Origin of the sequence: Mycobacterium sp. (assembly GCF_035506235.1) — a bacterium.
Lineage (GTDB): Bacteria > Actinomycetota > Actinomycetes > Mycobacteriales > Mycobacteriaceae > Mycobacterium.
Genome location: NZ_DATJPU010000139.1, coordinates 24,545 through 45,254, shown reverse-complemented (window position 1 = coordinate 45,254; position 20,710 = coordinate 24,545). Strand labels below are relative to the sequence as shown.

Here is a 20,710-nt window from a genome sequence, read left to right as displayed (position 1 = left end):
GGTCGATGGCGTCCTCGGCGCTGGTGGGCGGCGCCGACGGCTCCGGGGCCAGTTCCACGTTGCGTCCCCACGCCCGGCCCGCGGCCATCGCCTTGCTGCGCGGATCGCGGTCGGCGGCCAGCGCCTCGGTCAGGATTTCGGCCAGGAGCCGGTAGTGGCGCGTTCCGCCGCGGTCCATCTGCCGGACCGCCTGGAACATCAGCGGTGGGCGCCCGGGCCCCTTGCGGCCGGGCTCGACCTGCTCGACCCGGCCGTCGCCGAGCAGGCTGTCGAGGTGGAAACGCACGGTGTTGGGATGCACGCCGAGATCCTCGGCGATCGCGAGAATGCTCATCGGTGCGGGCGACGAACGCAATAACCGCAGCACCTCACGGCGGCGGTGACCGGCGGGTTCTCCGACTGACGTAATCCGGCTCACGCTCCTTTGCTCTCGTCGACCCTGGGCTGGCCCGCGACCAACGGTGTGTCGACACCGAGGGCACCGATCTTGGCTGCCCCGCCCGGCGACCCCAGCGGCTCGTCCCGACCGGGCAGCACTTCGGTGAAGAACGCCTCATTATCGGCCAGGTAGGGCGTCAGCTCCCCGGGCAGGTCGTCCTCGTAGTAGATCGCCTCCACCGGGCACACCGGCTCGCACGCGCCGCAGTCCACGCACTCGTCGGGGTGGATGTAGAGCGCCCTGCCGCCCTCGTAGATGCAGTCCACCGGACACTCGTCGACACAGGCCCGGTCCATCACGTCGATGCACGGCTTTCCGATCACGTACGTCATGCGGTAGAGTTTACACAAAATCTGTTGTACAAACCAAGGACTACGGAGAATTAGTGGCAGACAACGAAGTTGACGTGCGCGAGCTGCGCAAGCCGGACAAGCACCCGACGATCTTTGCGGCCTTCGGCGCGCTGGCGGTCGGTGAGTCCTTCGTGCTGGTGAACAACCACGACCCCAAGCACCTGCGGCAGGAGTTCGACGCCGATCACCCCGGCAGCTACGGCTGGGACTACCTCGAGAAGGGGCCCCGGGTCTGGCGGATCCGGATCACCAGGCTCACCTCTACCCCGCTGCCCCGAATCCTGGCTTACACCAACGATTTCAGCCCACGCTCCTCCTCGTGCGTTCCGCCCGCATCGTCGCCGGGGGAAGATGTCAGCCCCGGCGCCGAGCCCGACGCGACCGGGGCGGTGTCCGTGCACCGGTGGCGCCAAGTGCTCGTGCTGGAGCCGGCGGCGAAACCGTCCGCACGGCAAGCCGTCTGATGTCTGCTTGCTCGTGAGCCTGCGGCAGGTCCCGGGCCTTGTGCCCGCGCGGCTGGTGACAAACGGCTCTGACGTCGAACGCGTCCGCCTCAATATCGTCGTGCGTGAAGGACACAGCCGAGAAATAGGGGACACGCCATGTCATCGCGCAACGCAGCTGTGGGACCCATGGGAATCGTCGTGGGCATCGACGACTCGCCGGCCGCGCGGGTCGCGGTGCAGTGGGCGGCACGCGAGGCCGCGCTGAGAAAAATCCCGCTGACGCTCGTTCACGCGGTTTCGCCGGAGGTTTCGACGTGGCTGCGGACGCCACTGCCGGCCGGCGTGATGCACTGGCAGCAGGATCACGGTCGCCGGCTCATCGACGGCGCGCTCAAGGTCGTCGAAGAGTCGACCGCGCCCGGCGGTCCCGCCGGGGTCCAAACCGAAATCCTGTTGTCGGGCGCCGTTCCCACCCTGATCGACCTGTCCAAAGAGGCGGAGATGGTGGTGATGGGTGCACAGGGCAGCGGGCGCTGGCCCGGTCGGCTGCTCGGCTCGGTCAGTTCGGCCCTGCTGCGTCATGCCCATTGCCCGGTCGCGATCGTCCACGACGAGGACCCGTCGACGCCCACCGCCGCTCAGTCGCCCGTGCTGGTCGGCATCGACGGTTCGCCGGCGTCCGAGCTGGCTACCGCGATCGCCTTCGACGAAGCCTCGCGCCGCCACACCGGCCTGGTCGCTCTGCACTCCTGGAGTGATCTCGACATCTCGGAGTGGCCCGGCATCGATTGGCCCGCAACGCAATCCATGGCCGAAGAGGTATTGGCCGAGCGGCTGGCGGGTTGGCAGGAACAGTACCCCGACGTCCAGGTCGCGCGAGTCGTCGTGCAGGCTGAGCCCGCGCGCCGGCTCGTCGAGGCGTCCGGAGAGGCCCAGCTGGTCGTCGTCGGCAGCAGGGGCCGAGGCGGATTCGCCGGGATGCTGGTGGGCTCGGTCAGCGAAACCGTCGCCCAAATGGCGCGGGTGCCGGTCATCGTGGCGCGCGAGGCCGTGGCCTAGTTCCGGCCGCGACCCGCCAGATGCCGCGGCTGGTGCTTGTCGGCGTCGGGGCGATGAACTCGCCCCGGTATCGTCCGGCCGGGCTGTCGGTGAGCTGGTGCGGCCATCGGGTGATGCTCGACGGCGGAGGCAGCGCGGATCCCGCCCCGCCCCTGGACGCGTGGCTGGTCAGCGACGAGCACGCCGAACTTATGCCCGAAATCCGCACGCGGGCGGGCGAACTCGGCGTGCGCCCAGCGGTTGTACCGTTTCAGGCCAGCGGCGTGGCCCTGCGGCCGCTACCGGTGCGGCACACGTCTCATCCGGCCTACGGGTATCTCATCGAAACCGCGCGGCAGCGTGCGGCCTGGGCGCCCGAATTCTGGACCTTCCCCGACTGGGCGGCCGGCGTGGATCTCTTGTTCGCCGACGCCGCCGGATGGGACAAGCCGATTCGATTCGCCGGCGGTGTCGGCGGGCATGCCTGCGTGCGTGACGTCGCGACCGTCGCGCGCCGGGCAGGCGTGCGCCGACTGGTCTTCGCGCACATCGGACGGCCGAGCATCCGGGCAATCGATCGGGGCGAGCGGCCACCGTTCGGGTCCTGGGGCCGCGACGGCGCCGAGTACCGGATCCGCTGAGCGATCAGTCGATCGGCGCTATGCCGCCCACACGATCCACAAGGTCGGCGATGGCGGGATCGTTGCGGACGACGGCGTCGGCCACGTCGGTCACCTTCCGATTGTGACGGCGGGCGTACCTGCGCAACAGTTCGGACGCCTCACCGACCATGATGCGACCGCGTTCGGCCAGAATGCCTTTCGCTTGCTCGAAGCTCAGGCGGTTGTTGAGCGCGGTTTGCAACTGTTCGGTCAGCAGATCTCGCTGACTTATGGCGCGCTCCTGCAGCAGCCCGATGGCCGCCACGTCGGTCAGCGCCTGGGCGACGGCGAGACGCTCGGGATCAAGACAACCGCGCGTCGCGGTGAACAGGTTCATTCCGCCGATCACCTCGTCGCGCAACCGCATGGGCACCGCATGGACGGCGGCGAACCCGATGTCGAGGGCCTTCGGCACGAAATGCGGCCACCGGTCGGATTCCGTGGAAAGATCCGGACAACTGACGGGCCGCCCACTCCGGTAGCAGTCCAGGCACGGACCTTCGGCGTGTTGCAGCTGGAACAGCTCCAGCACGCGGGCCTGCTCGCTGGATGCGGCGACGACGTTGAGGCCACCGTGATTGTCGGCGACCAGGAGGCCGACCGCCTCCACCCCCAGGGTCTGCTGGGTGCGCACCGTCACCAGGTGGAAAAAGTCGATCAGGTCGAAGTCGGCGACGAGCGTGTCCGCCAGTTCGACGAACGAATTCGCGAGGGCGGGCTGCGGACCGGTCATAGCTGCCCCCGCCCTCCCCGGCCCGCCGCGGGTGTCGCGTCGTCCGGGCGGAATCGGAGCCGGCGTTCCACGACGGCGCGTGCGACGTCGGTGAGTTGCGCACTGTGGCCGTAGGCGTACGCGCGCAGCCGGACCAGCGCGTCCAGGACCGATACGCCGAGTTGCACCGAGATCATGCCCGCCGCCTGGTGAACCTCCGCGTGCCACAGCACCGGGCCGAGGCCGTTGGGATGGTCACCGTCCGCCGGCGTGGTGATGCCGCACTCGGCGTCGAGCACCAGCAGCAACGCGGTGTCGGCGTAGATCAAGGCGTCCATCAGCTGTTCCTGGTCGAGGTGGCCCGGGGCGTCGTGATAGAGGTCGAGCACCCCCACCCGGATGGCCCCCAGCGCCAGCGGAAGGCTGTACATGGCGCGGACCCCGAGCCGGCCCACGTCGGCCGCGAACATCGGCCAGCGGCTGTTGCTCAGCGGTGCGGCCAGATCGCCGACGAGAATCGGCCTGCCCGACTCGAGGGCATCGATGCCTGGACCCTCGCCCACGGTCGCCTGCAGCTCTTCGGCCGCACCGGCATGGGAATCGGTGACGTACACCGTTTCCAACGACCCCGTGCCGCTCGCCAAAACGAGCCCGGCACCGCTGACACCGACCGCCTCGGCGCATGCCATGCACGCGTGCCTCGGCGACATCGAGGATCCTTCGCGCCGCGCGAGCAACGCGATCGATGTCCAGATCCGGGAGGTCCGATCACCGAGCACCGCTGATCACCCTTCCTGTGGAGCACGTCGGCACCCGGTGATCATTGCCGCGTGGGGGCCGAGGCGTAAGTGCCAAACGTCACTTTCGCGCAGCACAGCAGGCTTCTAGCGGACGACGAGCACCGAACATTCGGGGTGGTGGAACAGTGGATGCCCGTAGGGCCCGACGAGCCGCGCCAGCTGGTTGGCCTCGCTGCCGCTGATCACCGCGAGCTGGACTCGTTCATCATTGGAGGCCAGGAAACCGGCGATGGCGTCCTTCGTGGCGATCGGGTAGACGCGCACCTGGGGATGGCGCCGCCGCCAATCCTCCACCCGCCGTTCGAACTCGCCGTCGGCATGTTCGGTGAGGTCCTCCGGCCGGCCCCCGAGCACCAGCATGGGCGCCCGGCGCAATCTCGCTTCCGCCACAGCGTATTTGACGACGATGTCGTTGTCGGGTGCGTCGGTCATCCGGACCACGATCCAGTTGATGTCGGGCGGTGGCTGTTCGACATCGGTGCGAAGCACCGCCACCGGGCAATGCGCCTTCTCGGCGAGCTCGGTTGCCGTCGAACCCAGGATCAAGCGGGCGTAGCGCCCGATCCCCACGGATCCCACGCAGATCATCTCGGCATCGGAGGATGCCTCCACCAGCAGCGGCCCGGCCGGACCGCGCAGTATGTCGGTTTCGATGGTGACCGTCTTGCGGCCGGCTTCTATCGCGGACCGCGCCTCGCGAAGCGACTTCTCGGCGTGCGCGAGGTCACGGGCGTAGTCGTCGGTGGACGGGTGTGTCAGCTTCATGACCGCGACGAGGCGCACCGGCACACCACGGCTGATCGCCTCATCGGCACCCCACAGCGCGGCCGCGATGGCCGCCGCCGAGCCATCGATGCCGACGATGATCGGTTTCATAAGCCTGCCAACACCTTTCGGCCGTCAGGAATGGCCCGCCAAGGCCTGTCCCGGCTGGGAGAGCCGGTAGACATCCATCAGCCGGGTGAGGTCACTGGGCGTGATGATGCCGACCACGTCGCCGCCGTCGATCACCAGCGCACGGCTGCGGGGGCCGACCGGTGCCATCCGCTCGAGCAGTCCCGTCAGGGGCTCCTGCGGTCCCGCGGTCGGCACCGCGTCCAGCGGCAGGGCGATGTCAGCCACGCTGGTGGTGCCGCGTCGGCCCGGCGCGACGTCGCGGAGCTGGCTCAGCGTGACCAGCCCCACGATCGACCCGTTCCGGTCGGCCACCGGGTACGCCGAGTGGCGGTCGCCCAGCACATAGCGGTGGATGAAATCGTCGACGGTGATCCATCCGGGAGCGGTGTGGGGCCGGGCGGTCATCGCGTCGGAGACGCGCATCCCGGCGAAAAGCTGTTGGGTGGTTATCCGCGTTTCTTCCTCGCGACTGGCGGCGAAGATGAACCAGCCGATGAACGCCAGCCAGACGCCGCCGACGACGCCGCCCGCCACGAACTCGGCCAACCCCAATGCGATCAGGACGAACGCGACAACCCGTCCGGCATGTGCCGCGCCGATGCCGGCGCGCACGGGGTCACCGTTCCGGCGCCACAGGTAGGCGCGCAAGACGCGCCCGCCGTCCAGCGGGGCGCCCGGCAACAAGTTGAACAGGCCCAGCAGCAGGTTGATGACGGCCAGCCAGGAGGCAACGGCCACGACGATGGGAGCGGCCCCCACGCTGCGCAGCACCGCGACCAGCCCGCCGAACATCGCCGCCAGCGCGAGGCTGGTGGCGGGGCCCGCGATGGCAATCCGGAAGGCCGCTTTCGGTGTCTTCGCCTCGCCTTCGAGCGTGGTCACCCCGCCGAACAGCCAGAGCGTCACGCTGCCCACGGCTACCCCCATGCGGCGGGCGACGATCGCATGCGCGAGTTCGTGGGCCAACAGCGAGGCCAGCAGCATCAGCGCGCCGCAGGCCCCGGCGAGCCAATAGGCCGCGGTTGAATACCCTTTGACGGCGCTGGGCAGCGTGCTCGCCAGGCTCCAGGTGAACAGCCAGAGGATGACCAGCACGCTCCAGTGCACTTTTACCGGGAAACCGGCGACCCGTCCCAGCGGTATCGCATCGCGCACTTTCTGACCTCCAAAGTCGTTGGCCGGCTGAGCCTTTCAGACGCCGCTAGCCGGAAATGGCAAGAGGTGAGCAAATCGCCTTGACGAACTGGACGATGGCGTGCTCGGGCAGGTGCCGGGCGATGTCGGCTTCGGTCACGATGCCGACCAGGCGGTCGTTTTCCATGACCGGAAGCCGGCGGACCTGATGCTCTTCCATGACGTTGAGCATCTCGGGAATGCTCGCGTTCACGTCGACGTAGTAGACGCTGTCCCGGACCAGCTCCCCGGCCGTCGTGGTGTTCGGGTCCAGGCCCGCCGCCAGACCTTTCACCACGATGTCGCGGTCGGTGAGCATTCCGTGCAACCGGTCGTCGTCGCCGCAGATCGGCAGGGCGCCGATATCGCGCTCGCGCATGTGTTGGGCCGCAGCGCTTAGCGTCTCGTGCTCGCCAACACAGGTCACTCCGGCGCTCATGATGTCGCGTGCGGTGGTCATTGCATCCTCCTCGCTGGGGTCCGAATCCACCCTGCAGCTGAAACTAAGGCGGCGCCGTGGCCGCGACTAGGGTCGTTTGACCTTGCGCCGGCGGCCAATGGACCTGCCCGGTCCGCCGGTCAGAACTCGCAGATGTGGCCCACGCAGCCGCCGCTGAAGGTGGGGCCGGCGGACAGCGGCGCTTGTTCGGTGGCCGGGCCGGCATAGGTCAGCACCTGTCCGGGCCGACTGCCGTAACGGTAAACCGTGATGCCTTTGACCCTCGCCTTCCATGCCGCCAGATAGAGCGAGCGGACATCGTCGACGGTCGCATCGGCGGGCAGGTTGACGGTCTTGGACACCGCCGCGTCGACGTGCCGCTGCACGGCGGCCTGCATCCGCAGGTGCCACTGCGGAGCGATTTCCGCCGCGATCGGAAATGCGGCCCGGACCTCGGCGGGCAGGTGTGGGTACTGGCGCACGCCGCCGCGGCGGGCGATCTCGGCGATCAATTCGGGACGATAGAACCCCTGGTCGCGGGCGAGCCGATCGAAGCATGGGTTGACCTCCAGGAGGCGCCGCCCGATGACGGAGCGGGTGTAGGCGATCGCGAACATCGGCTCGATCCCCGCGGTGGTGCCCGCGATCAGGGAGATCGTGCCGGTCGGGGCGATCGAGGTGAGCTGGGCGTTGCGCCGCGGCGTCGAGCCCGCAAACCGGCTGTCGCCGAACGCCGGAAACGGCCCCCGCTCCTCGGCCAGCCGCGCCGACGCCGCCTGCGTCGCCTGCTCGATGCTGCGCGCGATCCGGCCGGCCAGACGAACGCCTCGCTCGCTGTCGTAGGGAATCCCCAAGCCGGCCAACATCTCCGCCAACCCCATGACGCCCAGCCCGACCTTGCGGGTCGCGCGGGTGGCCGCCTCGATCTCCGGGATGGGATAGCGACTGACGTCGATCACATCGTCGAGAAAGCGCACGGCCAGTTGGGCGACCTGCGCGAGCCGATCCCAATCGACGCCGCCGCCGCTGACCATCCGGGCGAGGTTGATGGAGCCCAGGTTGCACGACTCGTACGGCAGCAACGGAACTTCCCCGCACGGGTTGGTTGCCTCGATCCGGCCCCGCGCCGGCGTCGGATTGGCGCGGTTGACGGCGTCGAGGAACACCAATCCCGGGTCGCCGCATCGGTGCGCGGCCGCGCAGATTGCCGTGAACAGGTCGGCGGCGGGCACCCGCGCGACCGTCTTGCCGGTTCGCGGGTTGACCAGCCGGTGCTCCCCGCCGCGCGTGACGGCTCGCAAGAACGCGTCCGTGACGCCCACCGAGAGGTTGAACTGGGTCAGCGCGCTTTGAGAATCCGCCTTGGCACTGACGAATTCGTAGATGTCAGGGTGCGAAACGTCGAGCACCGCCATCGACGCTCCGCGCCGCCGGCCGCCCATCGAGACGACGCCGGCCGCGGTGTCGAAGAGCCGAAGGAAAGACATCGGCCCGCTCGCCGTGCCCCCGGTGCGGGTCACCCGATCGCCCGCGGGACGCAGGTGACCGAACGCATAGCCGGTGCCGCCCCCGGCCTGGTGGATCTCCGCGCTGTGGGCGAGCGCGCCGAAGATCGAGCGGAGCGAATCCTCGATGGGCAGAACGAAACACGCGGACAGCAGGCCCAGTTCGGTGCCCGCGTTCATCAGCGTCGGCGAATTCGGCAGGAACTCCAGGCCGCGTAGCAGCGCCGAAAATCGCTCCGCCCACATCGCCGAGGAGCCGCGCCGGAAGCCGTCTTCGGCCGCCGCGACGCAGCTGGCGACGCGGTCCATCATGTCCCCGGTCGATTCGGTCGGCCTGCCGCGCTCGTCGCAGAGCAGGTAGCGCTCGCCCAGCACCGTCGCCGCGGCCATGCTCAACTTCAGCTCATCGCGCACGCCCAGCAGCGCCTTCGCGGCGCGCAACTCGGCATGGTGCTGGCGGTAGACCATGTACGCGCGGGCGACGTCGTCCAGGCCCGCCGCGACGAGCTGGGCCTCGACGAGGTCCTGGATCTCCTCCACGGTCGCGACGGCGGCGCGGGGCCGGCGCGGCGGCGCGACCAGCGCGTCAGCGACCGACCTGGCGACCCTGCCCGGCGCCGCGCGGTCCCCGTGCCCGGCCTCGCGCGCGGCCGCGGCGATCGCGGCCTCGATGCGGCCCGCGTCGAAGGGCACCAGGCGCCCGTCGCGTTGCCGAACGCTCGGCGGCCGCTCCGCAGTCCCCGGCCGGCTCCCCATCTCCCGAGTATCGCCGCCTTTCACCGAAATCCGGTACCTCGAAACCCAATGGGGACTTGAGTCCCTATCGCCGCATCGGCCCGCGTGATCGGATTTAAGCGTCGTTTCAGGCACTCATAACACTCCAGGAGAACACAATGACCACCAGCCTTCCTGCGACCCAGAAGTCACAGCGTTCGCTGTTTCCCGAGTTTGCGGACTTCTTGGCGGCGTTCCCCTCGTTCGCCGGCATCCGCCCGATGTTCGACACCAAGCTGATGCGGCTGGAGGACGAGATGACCGACGGTCGCTACGTGGTTCGCGCCGAGATCCCGGGCATCGACCCGGCCAAGGACGTCGACATCACCGTCCGCGACGGTCAGCTCACGATCAAGGCCGAGCGCAGCGAGAAGAAGGAATTCGACGGCCGGTCGGAATTCTCGTACGGCTCGTTTGTCCGCACGGTCTCGCTGCCGGCCGGCGCCGACGAGGACGACATCAAGGCCACCTACGACAAGGGCATCCTCACTGTTTCCGTGGGCGTTTCGAAACCCTCACCCGCCGAGAAGCATGTGCAGGTAGCCACCAGCTAGCCGGAAGCAACGGGCCCGGGATCGCGATCCCGGGCCCGTTCCGATGGGCAATCAACCGAGTTCAACGGCCTCTTCTGTCGGCGTCGTCATCTGGGACCGCTCGACCCGGTTCTTGATGCCGAGCAACAAAGCTCGTGTGCCCATGGCGATCACCGGCCTGGCCAGTTCCATGGCAAACACCTCGCCGGGGTGGCGCAGGGCGATCCTGGCGCGGGTGAGGAGCCGGACCCGGTCTTCCCAATGCGGCTGAACGTGGAAGGACCACACCGCATTCCAGCGCAGATCCGCTCGCGTGGCGTTGAGCACGAGGTACTTTCCCGCGACGAGCTCGGCGACGGTCAACGTCACCCCGTCGGGTAGGCCCATCCAGCCCTCGGGCGCCACGCGCACGACGTCGCCGACCGCAAGGGGTTGAGATTCCGGGTGTGAATCGTCGTCGCGGCGCCGCTGAGCCGCCCGCAACAGCTCGGACCACACCGCGGATACCGGCGCATCGATGTATACGGCCTCGGTTGTCTGAATGGCCGGATCCGGCACCGACCTGTCGCCGGGCAGCACCATCCGGCACTCGGCCTTGGTCGCGCCCCAATTGCGGTAGTACTGCCGCGCGCCATACAGCAGCCCGAGCAGCGCCGCCGCCTCGGTGGTCCGTCTCATCGCGTTGTTGGCCATGACGCCAGTCTCGGTGAGTGGCCGCGCCGTCCGCCAGGGTCAATGGTCCTTGCGCCGACGCCAATGTTCCCCGCGCGCCATCGAGGACTTTGGACCCTATCCGCAACCTCCGCGTGACGGAATAATCACCTCGGCTGACGTAACTTTGGCTGCGGCGGTTGCGGCTGAACAAAGGAGCATGACGGTTATGGGTCCCAACCCACCGTTGTTATTGACTGATACTGACGTCGACGCCCTTGCGCGGGAATTCTTGGTCTCGCGCTACCTCGGCCCCATTTATGCGGACTGGTCTCCCGATCGGCGCCTGGACACCTTCTTGCGTCGGCGCGGGCTTTCCCGTGTCGCCGACGACGGGGATCTGTCCATGATCGTGCTGGATCGCATCATGGCCCAGGTGAGTGCCGCGTCGCGCTCCTAGCTTTGGGACCAACGGCACTATCGACGCCCGCGCCGCGGCCGCATAGTAATGCGGACCGCCGTGGATCGGAGATGAGCGCCGATGGAACAGCTATCAACCATGGAAGCCAGCTTCCTGGAGGCCGAAGACGCCGACCGGCACCTGAGTCTGGCGATCGGCACGCTGGCCGTCATCGATGGGCCGATGCCGGACGTGGAGACGTTCACCGCGGCGGTGCGCGAACGGATACGAGGCGTCCCCCGGTTCACGCAGCTGGTGCATAAGCACCCCCTCGAATTGGCGGCACCCGAATGGATCGACGACGACCACTTCGACATCGCCCATCACGTGCGGCGGGCGGCGCTGCCGCACCCCGGTGACGACGCCGCGTTGTTCCGGCTGATCGCCGACCTCATGGAGCGCAGGCTGGATCGCGACCACCCGTTGTGGGAGTGCTGGGTCATCGAGGGCCTACCGGAAGGGCGGTGGGCGGCCCTGGTCAAGGTCCACCACTGCATCGCCGACGGGATCGCCACCGTGCAGATGTTGAGCAGTCTCGCCGACCCCGGCGCGGGTGAGACGTTCGCCGGCGACATCCGCGCCGCCAAGGAGCTGCCGTCGTCCATCGTCTTGTCGGCGGGACTCAGCCGCAATCCGCTGACCTGGGCCGGCGGGCTATGGCGCGCGTCCCTGGCGACCACCGCGGCCGCCGCGCAGACGGCAAGGGGCGCAGCCGAATTAGTCACCGGCCTGGCGATGCCGGCGGCGGGATCGTCGCTGCACGGCTCTGTGGCCAACATGCGGCGTTACGGCGCGGCGCGGGTGTCACTCAAGGAAGTCGAAACCGTGTGCGAGGCCTTCGGCGTGACGCTCAACGACGTGGCGCTCGCGGCGATCACCGACAGTTTCCGCACCATGCTGCTGCGTCGCGGTGAGAAACCCCGGCGCAACTCGCTGCGCACCTTGGTCCCGGTGTCGGTGCGCGCGCCGGACGCCATGAACCGCACCGATGTTCGCGTCTCGGCGATGCTGTCATCGCTGCCCGTCGAGCAGCAGGACCCGGTGAAGCGGCTCAGGCTCGTCCACACCCGGCTGGACAGGCTCAAGGGCAGCGGCGAGCGACAAGCCGCCAGCACTTTCGTCACGCTGACCAATTACCTGCCGTTCGTGGTGAGCGCGTGGGCGATTCGGCTGTTGACGCGGCTGCCGCAGCGCAGCATCGTCACCCTGGCGACCAACGTGCCGGGCCCCCGCCAGCGGCTGCAGGTGCTCGGCCGCCCGGTGGAAGAACTGCTGCCGATCCCGCCGATCGCGATGCAGTTGCGCACCGTGATCAGCATGCTGACCTACGTCGACGAGCTGGTCTTCGGCGTCACCGCGGACTACGACGCCACACCCGACGTCGACGAGCTTGCCAGCGGCATCGAACTCGGCGTCGCACGGCTGGTGACCCGCGCCCTGGCACGCAAGCCGGCAAGGAAGCGAAGCGGTCACCCGGCCAGGCTGGCCAACTAGCGTTGTTCCGAGGGCAGGTAACGCTTCTCGACCGCGTGCAGGAGTTGATCGCGTATGCGTTCGACGTCGGCGGCGCGTTGGGCCTCCAGCTCGTCCTCCCATGCCGCCACCAGCAACGCGAGGTCCTTGTCGGCGATGGTCCCTTCGAGCCAGTGCGAGAAGTCGCCTCGTTCGAGATGGTATTCGAGTGCCTGCTGGTCGAGGTGTCTTACCGCATTGCAGAAGTCGTGCATGCTCGCGGCCGCGGGAATGCATTCGCCGTTGGTCGGCCGAAAGTAGAATCGCCGTTCGGGTGGAAGCCGGATATCGGCATATTTGTGCCGGTGCCGGACGTGGGCGGTACGGCGCTCCGCGATGGTGAACCCACGGGGCGGCTGCGATCCGAAACGGATGGTGGCCCTCCGTCGCGCAGCGATGTCGGCCGCGATGTCGGCGCCGGTAAGCGTCAGCGCGACGTCGCTGTTGTCGATCTCACGCGGGGGAAGCGATGCGGGGGCAAACGAACACAAAACGTAACCGCCGCGACGCGCCCAGTGCGCTTCCTCGTCGCTGCCGAGGAGATGGGCCTCGTCGTAGACGACCCAGTGCGGGAATCCGTGCTGTTGGCGGTGCGCCTCGGCGGTTGACCGCAGTCGCCGCACATACTCGCTCTTTCTCGGCTCGGCCAGTCCCGACAGATCCACCACGGTGCTGGAGTTCGGACGCAACGCGTTGACGATCTCGGCCGGCTCTGCCAGGCGGTGACCGCCGTCGAGGACCTGCACCTGGTTGAGCTGCTGCAGTTGCAGGTGATCGCCCTCGGGGTCGATGACGAGCACGCAATAACCGGCCAGGATCCATTGCTCGGCCATCAGGCCGAGCAGGTAGCTTTTTCCCGACGCGGCCGGTCCCGTGACCACGATGCGGCCCTGACTTCCCGGCAATCGGGTCGTGCTCCCGTCGTCAAAGGTGCCGATGTCGACCCAGCGGCGCGGCGGGCACCAGCGTTGCGCCCCTGCGAGATACGGCTGCGCGAGCAGCTCGGCGACACCCGCCCCATCCGGCTGATCGAGGACGACATCGGCGAATCGCCGGACCGACGGGACGGCATCGGCCACGGCGGCACCGACCTCGGCGGCACCGAGCAACGACAAGTCGTTCTCGGCGTCGCCGACCGCGACGGTGTTGTGGGGGGACAGATTCATCTTGGCCAAGAGGGCGGTCAGCCCGGTGCCCTTGGTGGTGCCCGCCGGCAGCACCATCAGGGCGGACCGGTTTCGCACGATCTGGTAATCCATCCCGAGCTCGCCGATCACCTCGACGACGGTCGCGGCGTGCTCCCCGTCAACGGCCACCAGCACCTCGCCGCGCCGGTACGGGACGCCCCGGGTGGCGAGCGCCTCATGAAGGCCGTGGTCGACCGGTTCCGCCAGCGCGTGCGTCTGTCCGTCGAGGACGACGACCGCGCCGTTTTCCAGTACCAGCGCATCGACGTGGTCGGCGATCCGGGGGAATTCGGCATGCAGCTCGGCTCCGATGCGGCCCGTCACGAGCACGATTGCCAGCCCGTCGCGCCGCGCCTTGTCGATCGCCTCCAAGGCTTCCGGGGACAGGTCACCGCCCGATGCAATGGTGCCGTCGAGGTCGACTGCGACCACCTTGAAAAATGCCACAGCCTTTCCCATCTGCCTTCCCCATGCCCGAACCTAAGGCCGGCGCACGGAGCTTTGTAGGGCCGTTTGGCCCCGGTCGCAATGCCCTCCGGGTCCGCTCAACCCACCCTCACGATCGATTCGAGCTCGGTCAGGCACTCCTCGGTGAGCGGGATCAGCGTGTCGATGTCGGGCATCAGCTCGGCGCCCGCGACGTAGCCGAATCCGACCCGGCCGGCGTAGGAACACGTCGTCACGTTGAAGGCCATACCGTCGAAGACCGTCGAGACCGGATACATTTCGTCGACATGGGCTCCGTTCCAATACATTTCGGTATCGGGACCGGGCACGTGGGAGATGGGCAGGTTGTATCCGGTGCGGACCTTCGGCGTGAACGACAGCAGCGGGACGACCACTGTCGCGGCGATACTCGGCGCGGTGGTCAGCAGCGACGCCGCCGATCCGCGCCTGGCAACCCAGCGCTTCCCTTCCGACATCGATCGGTGGATCAAATCCAGCCGCGCGGCCGGGTCATCGACATCGGTGCCCAACGGGCACAGCCAGAGGCCGAACATGTTGCCGTGCCGGTCATTTGCGGCGTCGTACTCGCGGGCGCGCACCGTGATCGGGCAGATCGCCACCAGCGATTGCCTGGGCAGCTCCCCACGCTGAAGCAGCCAGCGGCGCACCGCGCCGGCCACCATCGCGGTCACCACGTCATTGCCGGTGACGCCCGTGGCCCGCTGCACCGCCCGGATGCGGTCCTTCGCCCAGCTGCCGGCCGCGACGGCACGACCCCGCCCCGGGCGGCCGTTGAACCGCGTGTAGGGCGCCTCGAAGGGCAGCACGGTGGTGTGCCCAACCAGCGTGTCGAAGACGTTCGAAATCTCCCCCGTGACGGCCCGACCGATGAGCCCGACGCTCGACGTCGCCGCGCCTAGCAGCGACCGCACCGGCGCGACAAGGCGGGACGCCAGCCCGCTCGCCGCCGGCTGCCGAGAGGACACGTGACGGCGGTCGGCATAGAAGGGCGGCATCGACCGGCGTTCCGGATCGCTGCTCAGTGCGTCGGCGATCATCTGGAAGCCGGCCACCCCGTCGATGACCGTGTGGTGCACCTTGATGTAGAACGCGAAGCGGCCACCGTCGACGCCGTCGATCAGATACGACATCCACATCGGGCGGGACCGGTCGAGCCGCTCGGCGTCCAGCTCGCCGATGAGCCGCCAGAACTCGTTGCGGCCCGCCGGGACGGTCCTGCGCCGGCAATGTTGGCTCAGGTCAAGGTTGTCCACGTGGCGCCAGACCCACACGCCGCCGGTGTCCACGCCGCGGCGCGGGTACCGGCACAGCCTGGGATCGATCGAATCGTTGCCGGCGAGGGCCTCGCGGTACAGGTCGTCGACGTAGTCGGGGCCGGCGTCTTCCGGTGGCGACAGGATCAGCACGGCGCCGACATGCATCGGGCTCGCGACCAGCTCCGCGGCCATCATCGCCACGTCCAGCGGGTCCAGCGGATCCATTTCTTCGCGCCTAAGCCGGGCGGTCGCGCCGCGCCGGCGGCGCGGGGCGCTCGCGCCGCGCCGCCGGCGCATCGAGGAGCCCGGACTGCCGCAGCGCATCCCACACGAAGTTCTGCACCGGACGCGACCGGAAGAACCCCGTGTGACCGCCGGGGTACCAGACGATTTCGGGCTTACCCCAGTGTTCCCAGAGGCGGACCACCTGCTCACGCGGATGCACGACCCGGTCGGCGACGCCGGCGTAGATGAAACGGCCCCGCATCGGCACGAGCGGGGTCAGCGACAGCGGCGACGTCATCCGTCCGATGGGTTCGGCCAGTTCCATCGTGCGCCGGCGGGGGTCGTCCGCACCGAGCCCGGAATGGCGCCCCAGCAACTGAACCAGGTCGGCCACCGGAACACCGAGGATGGCGCAGGTGAGGCCCTTTTCGAGGCTCGCGACCAGCGCCGCGATGTAACCGCCGAGTGAAAGGCTGTTCAACCCGATCAGCGACTCGGGCTCCTGCAACCGGATCCAGGACAGCAACCGCCGGATGTCCCACACCGCCTGACCCGTGGCATGCACGTCGTCGAGGATGTCCTCTCCGGGAAAGATTGCGCCCTTGGGCAGGCCGCGGGCCCGTGGCCCGTGCATCGGCAGGACCGGCATCACGACGTTCAGGCCGAGTTCGTCGTGCAGCTTCCAGGAGCGAAACAGGGCGAGGTCCAGCGCGGCCCGCCCCATCTCCGTCCCGTGCACACACACCAACCAGGGCCGTGGTTCGGGATGGCGGAGCACCAGCGCGTATTCGCGGTCGTTCGCCGTGTAGCTCATCCACCGTTCCGCGCCCGGTTCACCCGGCCGCGGCAGATACCCGCTGTCGAAGGAGATGCGATAGAGAGAGCGGGTGCGCCCCTTGACCTTTCGGACCGTGACGTCGGAAAGCGGCGGCGGCGCGCCGAAGAATCGCTTCGGGTGGTCGAGCCATCCCCTCTTGCCGTAGAACTGCAGCCCCGCGACCACCTCGCCGGTGATGCGCTCGAACACCTCGGGCCGGCTGACGGGGCGGCGTGCCTTCAGGCCCATCAGCACGATCTCGTCGCGAAAGGCCTGGGCGGCCAGGGCCAGGGTGGGCCGTGCGATCGGAAGTTCGCTCGGTGTGTTGTCGAGGTAATCGCGCCACGACTGCGCGACGTACCGACCGGTGCCGGTGAACGGTTCGACGGCCTTGCCCAAGCCATTGACGGCCGGCGGGCTCCGGCGGGGAGCGCCCGTTCCTTCGCGTTCATGGCTGTCGGGTATGGCCATGGCGGCACGCTAACACCCGCCGATCCGGCGCGTTAGGGACCTACGGCCCGGCCAAAGTCGCGAAAGTCCTTGACCGGCAGGCACAGATCATCCGGCTCGGGGACGAATGATCGGATGCGCAGGACTTTAGTCACTCGTGCCGGTGCCCCCGACAGTCGTAACGTGGAGCCTCGGCACAGAGCCGTAAAGACCCGAACACTAGGAGTGACAATGGCAGCACCCGAAAAATCCGAGCCGCGCTGGGCGGAACTTTCCGACGACGTGCTCGAATCCGTCGAGAACGGCCGCAAGCAGGCAATCGAGGCCGTGCGCAAGTTCGTCGATCAGATCAGTCCCGTGCTCCCCGAGCAGTCGCGGCGCAAGACCGTTGTCGATGCCGCCCTGGACCTCGCCGAGCAGTTGAGCGCCGCCCGCATCGAGTTCTTCCGCAACGTGGTGCACAGCGCCGGTCAGGCGGCAACCAAGCCCAGCGAGTGAACCGACGGCGGTTCAAGCATGGCCGGGCGGTTGCGACGAGGCACCGCCCGGCCATCTGCTTTGTCGATACTGGTCATTCGACGTCCGCCTCCCCCGACAGGTCCAAGACGACTTTGCGGGCGGCGCGCTGCAAGTCCACCGCAGCCGTCCAGTCGGTGCCCGAAGACCAGATCGGCTCGGCAACCGCGATGTCGACGGCGCCCCGCCGCGGAAAATGGTGTTCCGGCCGCAATATTGTGCGGGTTCCGCGGATGGCCATCGGGACGACGGGCACGCCGGTTTGGGCGGCCACCGCGAATGCCCCCATGTGGAAAGGCCGCAAACCGGGGGCACGCGCCAGCCGGCCCTCCGGGAAAATGACGAGCGACTGCCCGGCTCGCACCAGGGCGGCGAGCCGCCCGACATCGGCCACGCCGTGTTCGCGCTCGTGGCGCTCCACGAACTGGTGGCCCAGCCTCCTGAGCACGAATCCATTGAGCCCCTGATGCTCAAGCACTTCGGCCGCGACGAAGTGAAACCGCTCCGGCAGCACCGACGCCAGCACCAGCGGGTCGATCCAGCTGGGATGGTTGGCCACCGCGATGGAGGTGTTCGCGGGCAGGTGGTCGAGGCCGTGCGCGGTGATCGCCGTTCCGGTGAGACGGGCCAGCAGCCGCGCCGCCGCCCGGGCCGCCTTCCAGCGCCACCGCGGCCGCGGTAGCAGCAGCAACAACAGGACCACTGACAAGCCGAGGACCGTATACACCGCCCACGCGTAGGCGGCGAAGGCCACGGCACCCGCGGCGCGCCGGGCGCGGCGCATCGAGGGCACCGCGCCGCGCAGCCGAAGGCGGGCCAATTCCCACCACACCGCACGCGGGCGCGCGCCCACCTTCCCGGCCTGATAGAGCTGCCGGCTCGCCGCCCGCCGGATCTTGCCGCTCGAGGTCTTCAGCACCGTGCGCGGCGGCGCCAGTACCACGTCGTCGGGCGCCACGCCCAGCAGATCGACTGTGGTAGCCGCGATTTCGGATCGCAGTGCGGCGCGGGCGTCGTCTCCGGTCGCTCGGGTCTCGGCCATGACGACCAGGTGTTCGGCGCCCCCCGCCGGGTCAGGCGAGGCGAACACCGCGACGCACCCCTTGCGGACGCCCGGAAGGTTGCCGACGGCCTCTTCGAGCTCCGCCGGGTGCAGGTTGCGGCCGGCCCGGATGATCACGTCCTTGACCCGACCGGTGACGTACAGGTCGGCATCGGCCATGTACCCGAGGTCACCCGTGTCCAGCCAGTCGCCGTGGAACAGTGCGCGCGTCGCGGCCGCGTTGTTGAGATATCCGGCGGTGGCCGACGGACCGCGGAACTCGACGCGGCCTTCACGGCGGTCCCCCAGCTCGTTGCCGGCGGCGTCGACGACGCGGATCTCGTGGCCCGGCAAGGGCCGGCCGCACGCGACGAAACGGAGGTCCGGCTCGCCCGGCTTCGCCGGGTCGGCCTGCCCGAAACGCACGAATGCGTCCCGGCGGATCCGGTCGACGAGCGGGCCCCGCCCCAACGGCGGGAAAGCCAGGCCCACCGAGGACTCGGCCAGCCCGTACACGGGCGTCATGGCCTCGCGGCGAAAACCGTAAGGGGAGAACCGATCACCGAACCGCTCGATGGTCGTGGCGCTGACGGGTTCGGCGCCGTTGTAGGCCAATCGCCAGGAGCTCAGGTCGAGCCCTTCGATCTCGTCGTCGCGGATCTTGTTGAGGCACAGCTCGTAGGCGAAGTTCGGGCCGGCCGACATGGTTGCCCCGTTGGCGTGGATCGCCCAGAGCCACCGCGAGGGTCGGATCAGGAACGACTGCGGGCTCATCACCGCCAGCGGGACGCCGAAATACATGCAGCCGAGCCACGCGCCGATCAGACCCATGTCGTGGTACAGCGGCAGCCAACTGACGAACACGTCGGACCCGGACGCCGCCGCGGCCTGACCCATCACCCGGATGTTGGCCAGCAGATTGCGGTGCGTGAGCGCGACCCCCTTGGGCTGTCCGGTGCTGCCCGAGGTGTACTGCACCAGCGCGAGATCGTCGGCCCGCGGTACCGGCATGGGCGGCAACGGGTCTTCGCTTGCGCCGGTGAGGGATTCGGGGACGACGACGTGACGAAGGCTTTCGACGTTCGCGCGCAGCAGATGCCCGAGGGTGACGGCCTCGGGCACGGTGACCAGCAGGGTGACGCGGGCGTTCGCGAGGATGCCCGTCGTGCGACGCAGGTGGTCGGCCAGCTGCGAGGGCCGCGCCGGTGGGTAGACGGGAACCGGGACGGCCCCGGCGAGGATCACCCCGGCGAAGGTGGCGAAATAGGCGCGGCAGGTGGGCAACATGATGGCGACCGTCTCGCCCGGCATCACCTCGTGCGCGATCAGGCCGGCCGCCACGGCCGCGGCCTCCCGGTGCAGCGCGGCATAGGTGACGTCGGCGTTGTCGGCGGTGCCGTCGGCGTCGTCGAGGATGCGGATGTGTGTCCGGCCCGGCGTCGCGCCGACATGCCACGCGAGGGCGTCGTTCAGGGTTGCCGCCGTTTCGGGCACCAGGCCGGCCGGGGCGGTGACCGGGGGTGACACCGGGCCCCGGCCCCGCGCGCGGTCCACTTCCAGGGCGGGCCGGCTCCGCCCGACGGCCGTCAAGAGATCACGCGGCGTCTCCGCCGTCGCCAGGATGTGCGGCGGCAGCGCCACCCCGAACTTGTCCTGCACGCGCAGCAACAGCTCGCCCAGCTCCAGGCTGCCGATGCCCAGGTCGTCGAAAGTGCTGTCGAGCGTTACCGATGGCGGCTTGGCATGTGGGTGCACCTCGGCCACGATGCCGCGCACCAGCGCGAGGATGTCAGCGGCGCACTCTTGGCTTGCCATCGGTCATGACGCGGCCGCCGACCCCCCGGCCCGTTCGCGAATGCGCGCCGCAAAGGCCGCGGCCCGATCGAGGTCGTGGTCGTTGGGTCGTCCCTTGTTGATCCCGCCGATGAACCCGAACGGCCCGACGGTGTCGAAGCCCCGGCAAGAAAACGAACCGAGCACCTCAAAGCCCTTTGCTTCCAGGTGCTTTCGGACCGGCTTGTTGTAGTCCAGCAGCGGAACTTCCCGGGCGCCGCTGGTGAAGAAGGTGAACGCCCGGATGTTGGCGACGGTCGGGAGGCGGCGTATCAGCTTCCGCAGCCTGTCGTCTACCGCCATATAGTAGATCCCGGATCCAAAGCCGACGAGGTCGTACTGGCGGAGCGTTTCGGGGTCGACCGACTCGGGTTCGACGACCTCGGCGTCCAGCACCTCAGCCATCCGCTCGGCCACGCGCCGGGTATTGCCGTGCGATTTGGAAACGCAGACGATGAGCGACTTCATGGGGTTCATGCTGGGCGCGCGCCGCGCCACCCGGCAAGGGCGCAAAGGCACGAA

21 protein-coding genes are annotated in these 20,710 nt (G+C 68.8%); 7 read left to right on the top strand and 14 right to left on the bottom strand.

Translation table 11 applies throughout. The features are described 5' to 3' along the window. The coding region (locus tag VMD50_RS12830; protein WP_325428128.1) for a helix-turn-helix domain-containing protein at nucleotides 1-418 on the bottom strand (418 nt) is incomplete at its 3' end. Further along, entirely contained in the window at nucleotides 415-771 is a 357-nt protein-coding gene (gene fdxA, locus VMD50_RS12825; protein ID WP_325428127.1) for a ferredoxin, read from the bottom strand. The genes fdxA and VMD50_RS12830, both read right to left, overlap by 4 nt. A 53-nt stretch (nucleotides 772-824) precedes the next feature. Here fdxA and VMD50_RS12820 point away from each other — a divergent pair, with 53 nt between their 5' ends. From VMD50_RS12820 to VMD50_RS12810, 3 genes are all read left to right on the top strand, one after another. After that, entirely contained in the window at nucleotides 825-1,256 is a 432-nt protein-coding gene (locus tag VMD50_RS12820) for a DUF2249 domain-containing protein (RefSeq protein WP_325428126.1), read from the top strand. Between the two features lie 138 nt (nucleotides 1,257-1,394). Beyond that, complete coding sequence (locus VMD50_RS12815) at nucleotides 1,395-2,297, top strand: universal stress protein (RefSeq protein WP_325428125.1); 903 nt, start codon at nucleotides 1,395-1,397, stop codon at nucleotides 2,295-2,297. Nucleotides 2,298-2,317: 20 nt separating this feature from the next. Then, complete coding sequence (locus VMD50_RS12810) at nucleotides 2,318-2,917, top strand: MBL fold metallo-hydrolase (protein ID WP_325428124.1); 600 nt, start codon at nucleotides 2,318-2,320, stop codon at nucleotides 2,915-2,917. 4 nt (nucleotides 2,918-2,921) lie between these two features. Here VMD50_RS12810 and VMD50_RS12805 read toward each other — a convergent pair whose 3' ends face one another. From VMD50_RS12805 to VMD50_RS12780, 6 genes are all read right to left on the bottom strand, one after another. Then, a complete protein-coding gene (locus tag VMD50_RS12805) occupies nucleotides 2,922-3,671 on the bottom strand; it encodes a GAF and ANTAR domain-containing protein (RefSeq protein ID WP_325428123.1) in 750 nt (249 codons plus the stop codon). After that, on the bottom strand, nucleotides 3,668-4,360 hold the full coding sequence (locus tag VMD50_RS12800; protein WP_325428122.1) for a GAF and ANTAR domain-containing protein: 693 nt from the start codon (nucleotides 4,358-4,360) through the stop codon (nucleotides 3,668-3,670). Before VMD50_RS12800 ends, VMD50_RS12805 begins: the two co-directional genes overlap by 4 nt. Nucleotides 4,361-4,534: 174 nt before the next feature. Continuing rightward, the gene (locus VMD50_RS12795) at nucleotides 4,535-5,326 is read right to left on the bottom strand and encodes a universal stress protein (protein ID WP_325428121.1); all 792 of its coding nucleotides are present in this window, start codon (nucleotides 5,324-5,326) and stop codon (nucleotides 4,535-4,537) included. A 24-nt stretch (nucleotides 5,327-5,350) separates the two neighbouring features. Next, nucleotides 5,351-6,502: a site-2 protease family protein gene (locus tag VMD50_RS12790; RefSeq protein WP_325428120.1), complete on the bottom strand. Its 1,152-nt coding sequence runs from the start codon at nucleotides 6,500-6,502 to the stop codon at nucleotides 5,351-5,353. Between the two features lie 46 nt (nucleotides 6,503-6,548). Beyond that, nucleotides 6,549-6,980 carry a CBS domain-containing protein gene (locus tag VMD50_RS12785; RefSeq protein WP_325428119.1) on the bottom strand — a complete coding sequence of 144 codons (432 nt, stop codon included), beginning with the start codon at nucleotides 6,978-6,980 and terminating at the stop codon, nucleotides 6,549-6,551. Nucleotides 6,981-7,099: 119 nt separating this feature from the next. Then, nucleotides 7,100-9,220: an adenosylcobalamin-dependent ribonucleoside-diphosphate reductase gene (locus VMD50_RS12780; protein ID WP_325428118.1), complete on the bottom strand. Its 2,121-nt coding sequence runs from the start codon at nucleotides 9,218-9,220 to the stop codon at nucleotides 7,100-7,102. A 137-nt stretch (nucleotides 9,221-9,357) separates the two neighbouring features. Between VMD50_RS12780 and VMD50_RS12775 the strand changes: the two genes are divergently transcribed. Further along, on the top strand, nucleotides 9,358-9,792 hold the full coding sequence (locus VMD50_RS12775) for an Hsp20/alpha crystallin family protein (protein ID WP_325428117.1): 435 nt from the start codon (nucleotides 9,358-9,360) through the stop codon (nucleotides 9,790-9,792). A gap of 51 nt (nucleotides 9,793-9,843) precedes the next feature. Here VMD50_RS12775 and VMD50_RS12770 read toward each other — a convergent pair whose 3' ends face one another. Beyond that, nucleotides 9,844-10,464, bottom strand: coding sequence for an SRPBCC family protein (locus VMD50_RS12770; RefSeq protein WP_325428116.1), 621 nt, complete (start codon nucleotides 10,462-10,464; stop codon nucleotides 9,844-9,846). 211 nt (nucleotides 10,465-10,675) lie between these two features. On the opposite strand from VMD50_RS12770, the gene VMD50_RS12765 reads away from it, so the two are divergent. Next, entirely contained in the window at nucleotides 10,676-10,882 is a 207-nt protein-coding gene (locus tag VMD50_RS12765; protein WP_325428115.1) for a hypothetical protein, read from the top strand. 81 nt (nucleotides 10,883-10,963) lie between these two features. Continuing rightward, nucleotides 10,964-12,376: a WS/DGAT/MGAT family O-acyltransferase gene (locus VMD50_RS12760; protein WP_325428114.1), complete on the top strand. Its 1,413-nt coding sequence runs from the start codon at nucleotides 10,964-10,966 to the stop codon at nucleotides 12,374-12,376. Here VMD50_RS12760 and VMD50_RS12755 read toward each other — a convergent pair. The 3 genes from VMD50_RS12755 to VMD50_RS12745 form a co-directional block, all read right to left on the bottom strand. Beyond that, nucleotides 12,373-14,040, bottom strand: a complete 1,668-nt coding sequence (locus VMD50_RS12755; RefSeq protein WP_325428113.1) for an HAD family hydrolase — start codon at nucleotides 14,038-14,040, stop codon at nucleotides 12,373-12,375. The genes VMD50_RS12760 and VMD50_RS12755 overlap by 4 nt on opposite strands. Nucleotides 14,041-14,126: 86 nt before the next feature. Further along, the gene (locus VMD50_RS12750) at nucleotides 14,127-15,530 is read right to left on the bottom strand and encodes a wax ester/triacylglycerol synthase family O-acyltransferase (protein WP_325428112.1); all 1,404 of its coding nucleotides are present in this window, start codon (nucleotides 15,528-15,530) and stop codon (nucleotides 14,127-14,129) included. A gap of 10 nt (nucleotides 15,531-15,540) precedes the next feature. Then, complete coding sequence (locus VMD50_RS12745; protein ID WP_325428111.1) at nucleotides 15,541-16,818, bottom strand: alpha/beta hydrolase family protein; 1,278 nt, start codon at nucleotides 16,816-16,818, stop codon at nucleotides 15,541-15,543. 210 nt (nucleotides 16,819-17,028) lie between these two features. On the opposite strand from VMD50_RS12745, the gene VMD50_RS12740 reads away from it, so the two are divergent. Then, nucleotides 17,029-17,295 (top strand): hypothetical protein, encoded by a 267-nt coding sequence (locus VMD50_RS12740; protein ID WP_325428110.1) that lies wholly within the window; start codon nucleotides 17,029-17,031, stop codon nucleotides 17,293-17,295. 73 nt (nucleotides 17,296-17,368) lie between these two features. On the opposite strand, the gene VMD50_RS12735 is transcribed toward VMD50_RS12740, so the two are convergent. Together VMD50_RS12735 and VMD50_RS12730 are read right to left on the bottom strand one after the other, a co-directional pair. Further along, complete coding sequence (locus VMD50_RS12735; protein WP_325428109.1) at nucleotides 17,369-20,170, bottom strand: AMP-binding protein; 2,802 nt, start codon at nucleotides 20,168-20,170, stop codon at nucleotides 17,369-17,371. Nucleotides 20,171-20,173: 3 nt separating this feature from the next. Next, the gene (locus VMD50_RS12730) at nucleotides 20,174-20,656 is read right to left on the bottom strand and encodes a flavodoxin family protein (RefSeq protein WP_325428108.1); all 483 of its coding nucleotides are present in this window, start codon (nucleotides 20,654-20,656) and stop codon (nucleotides 20,174-20,176) included. Between the last annotated feature and the right edge of the window lie 54 nt (nucleotides 20,657-20,710).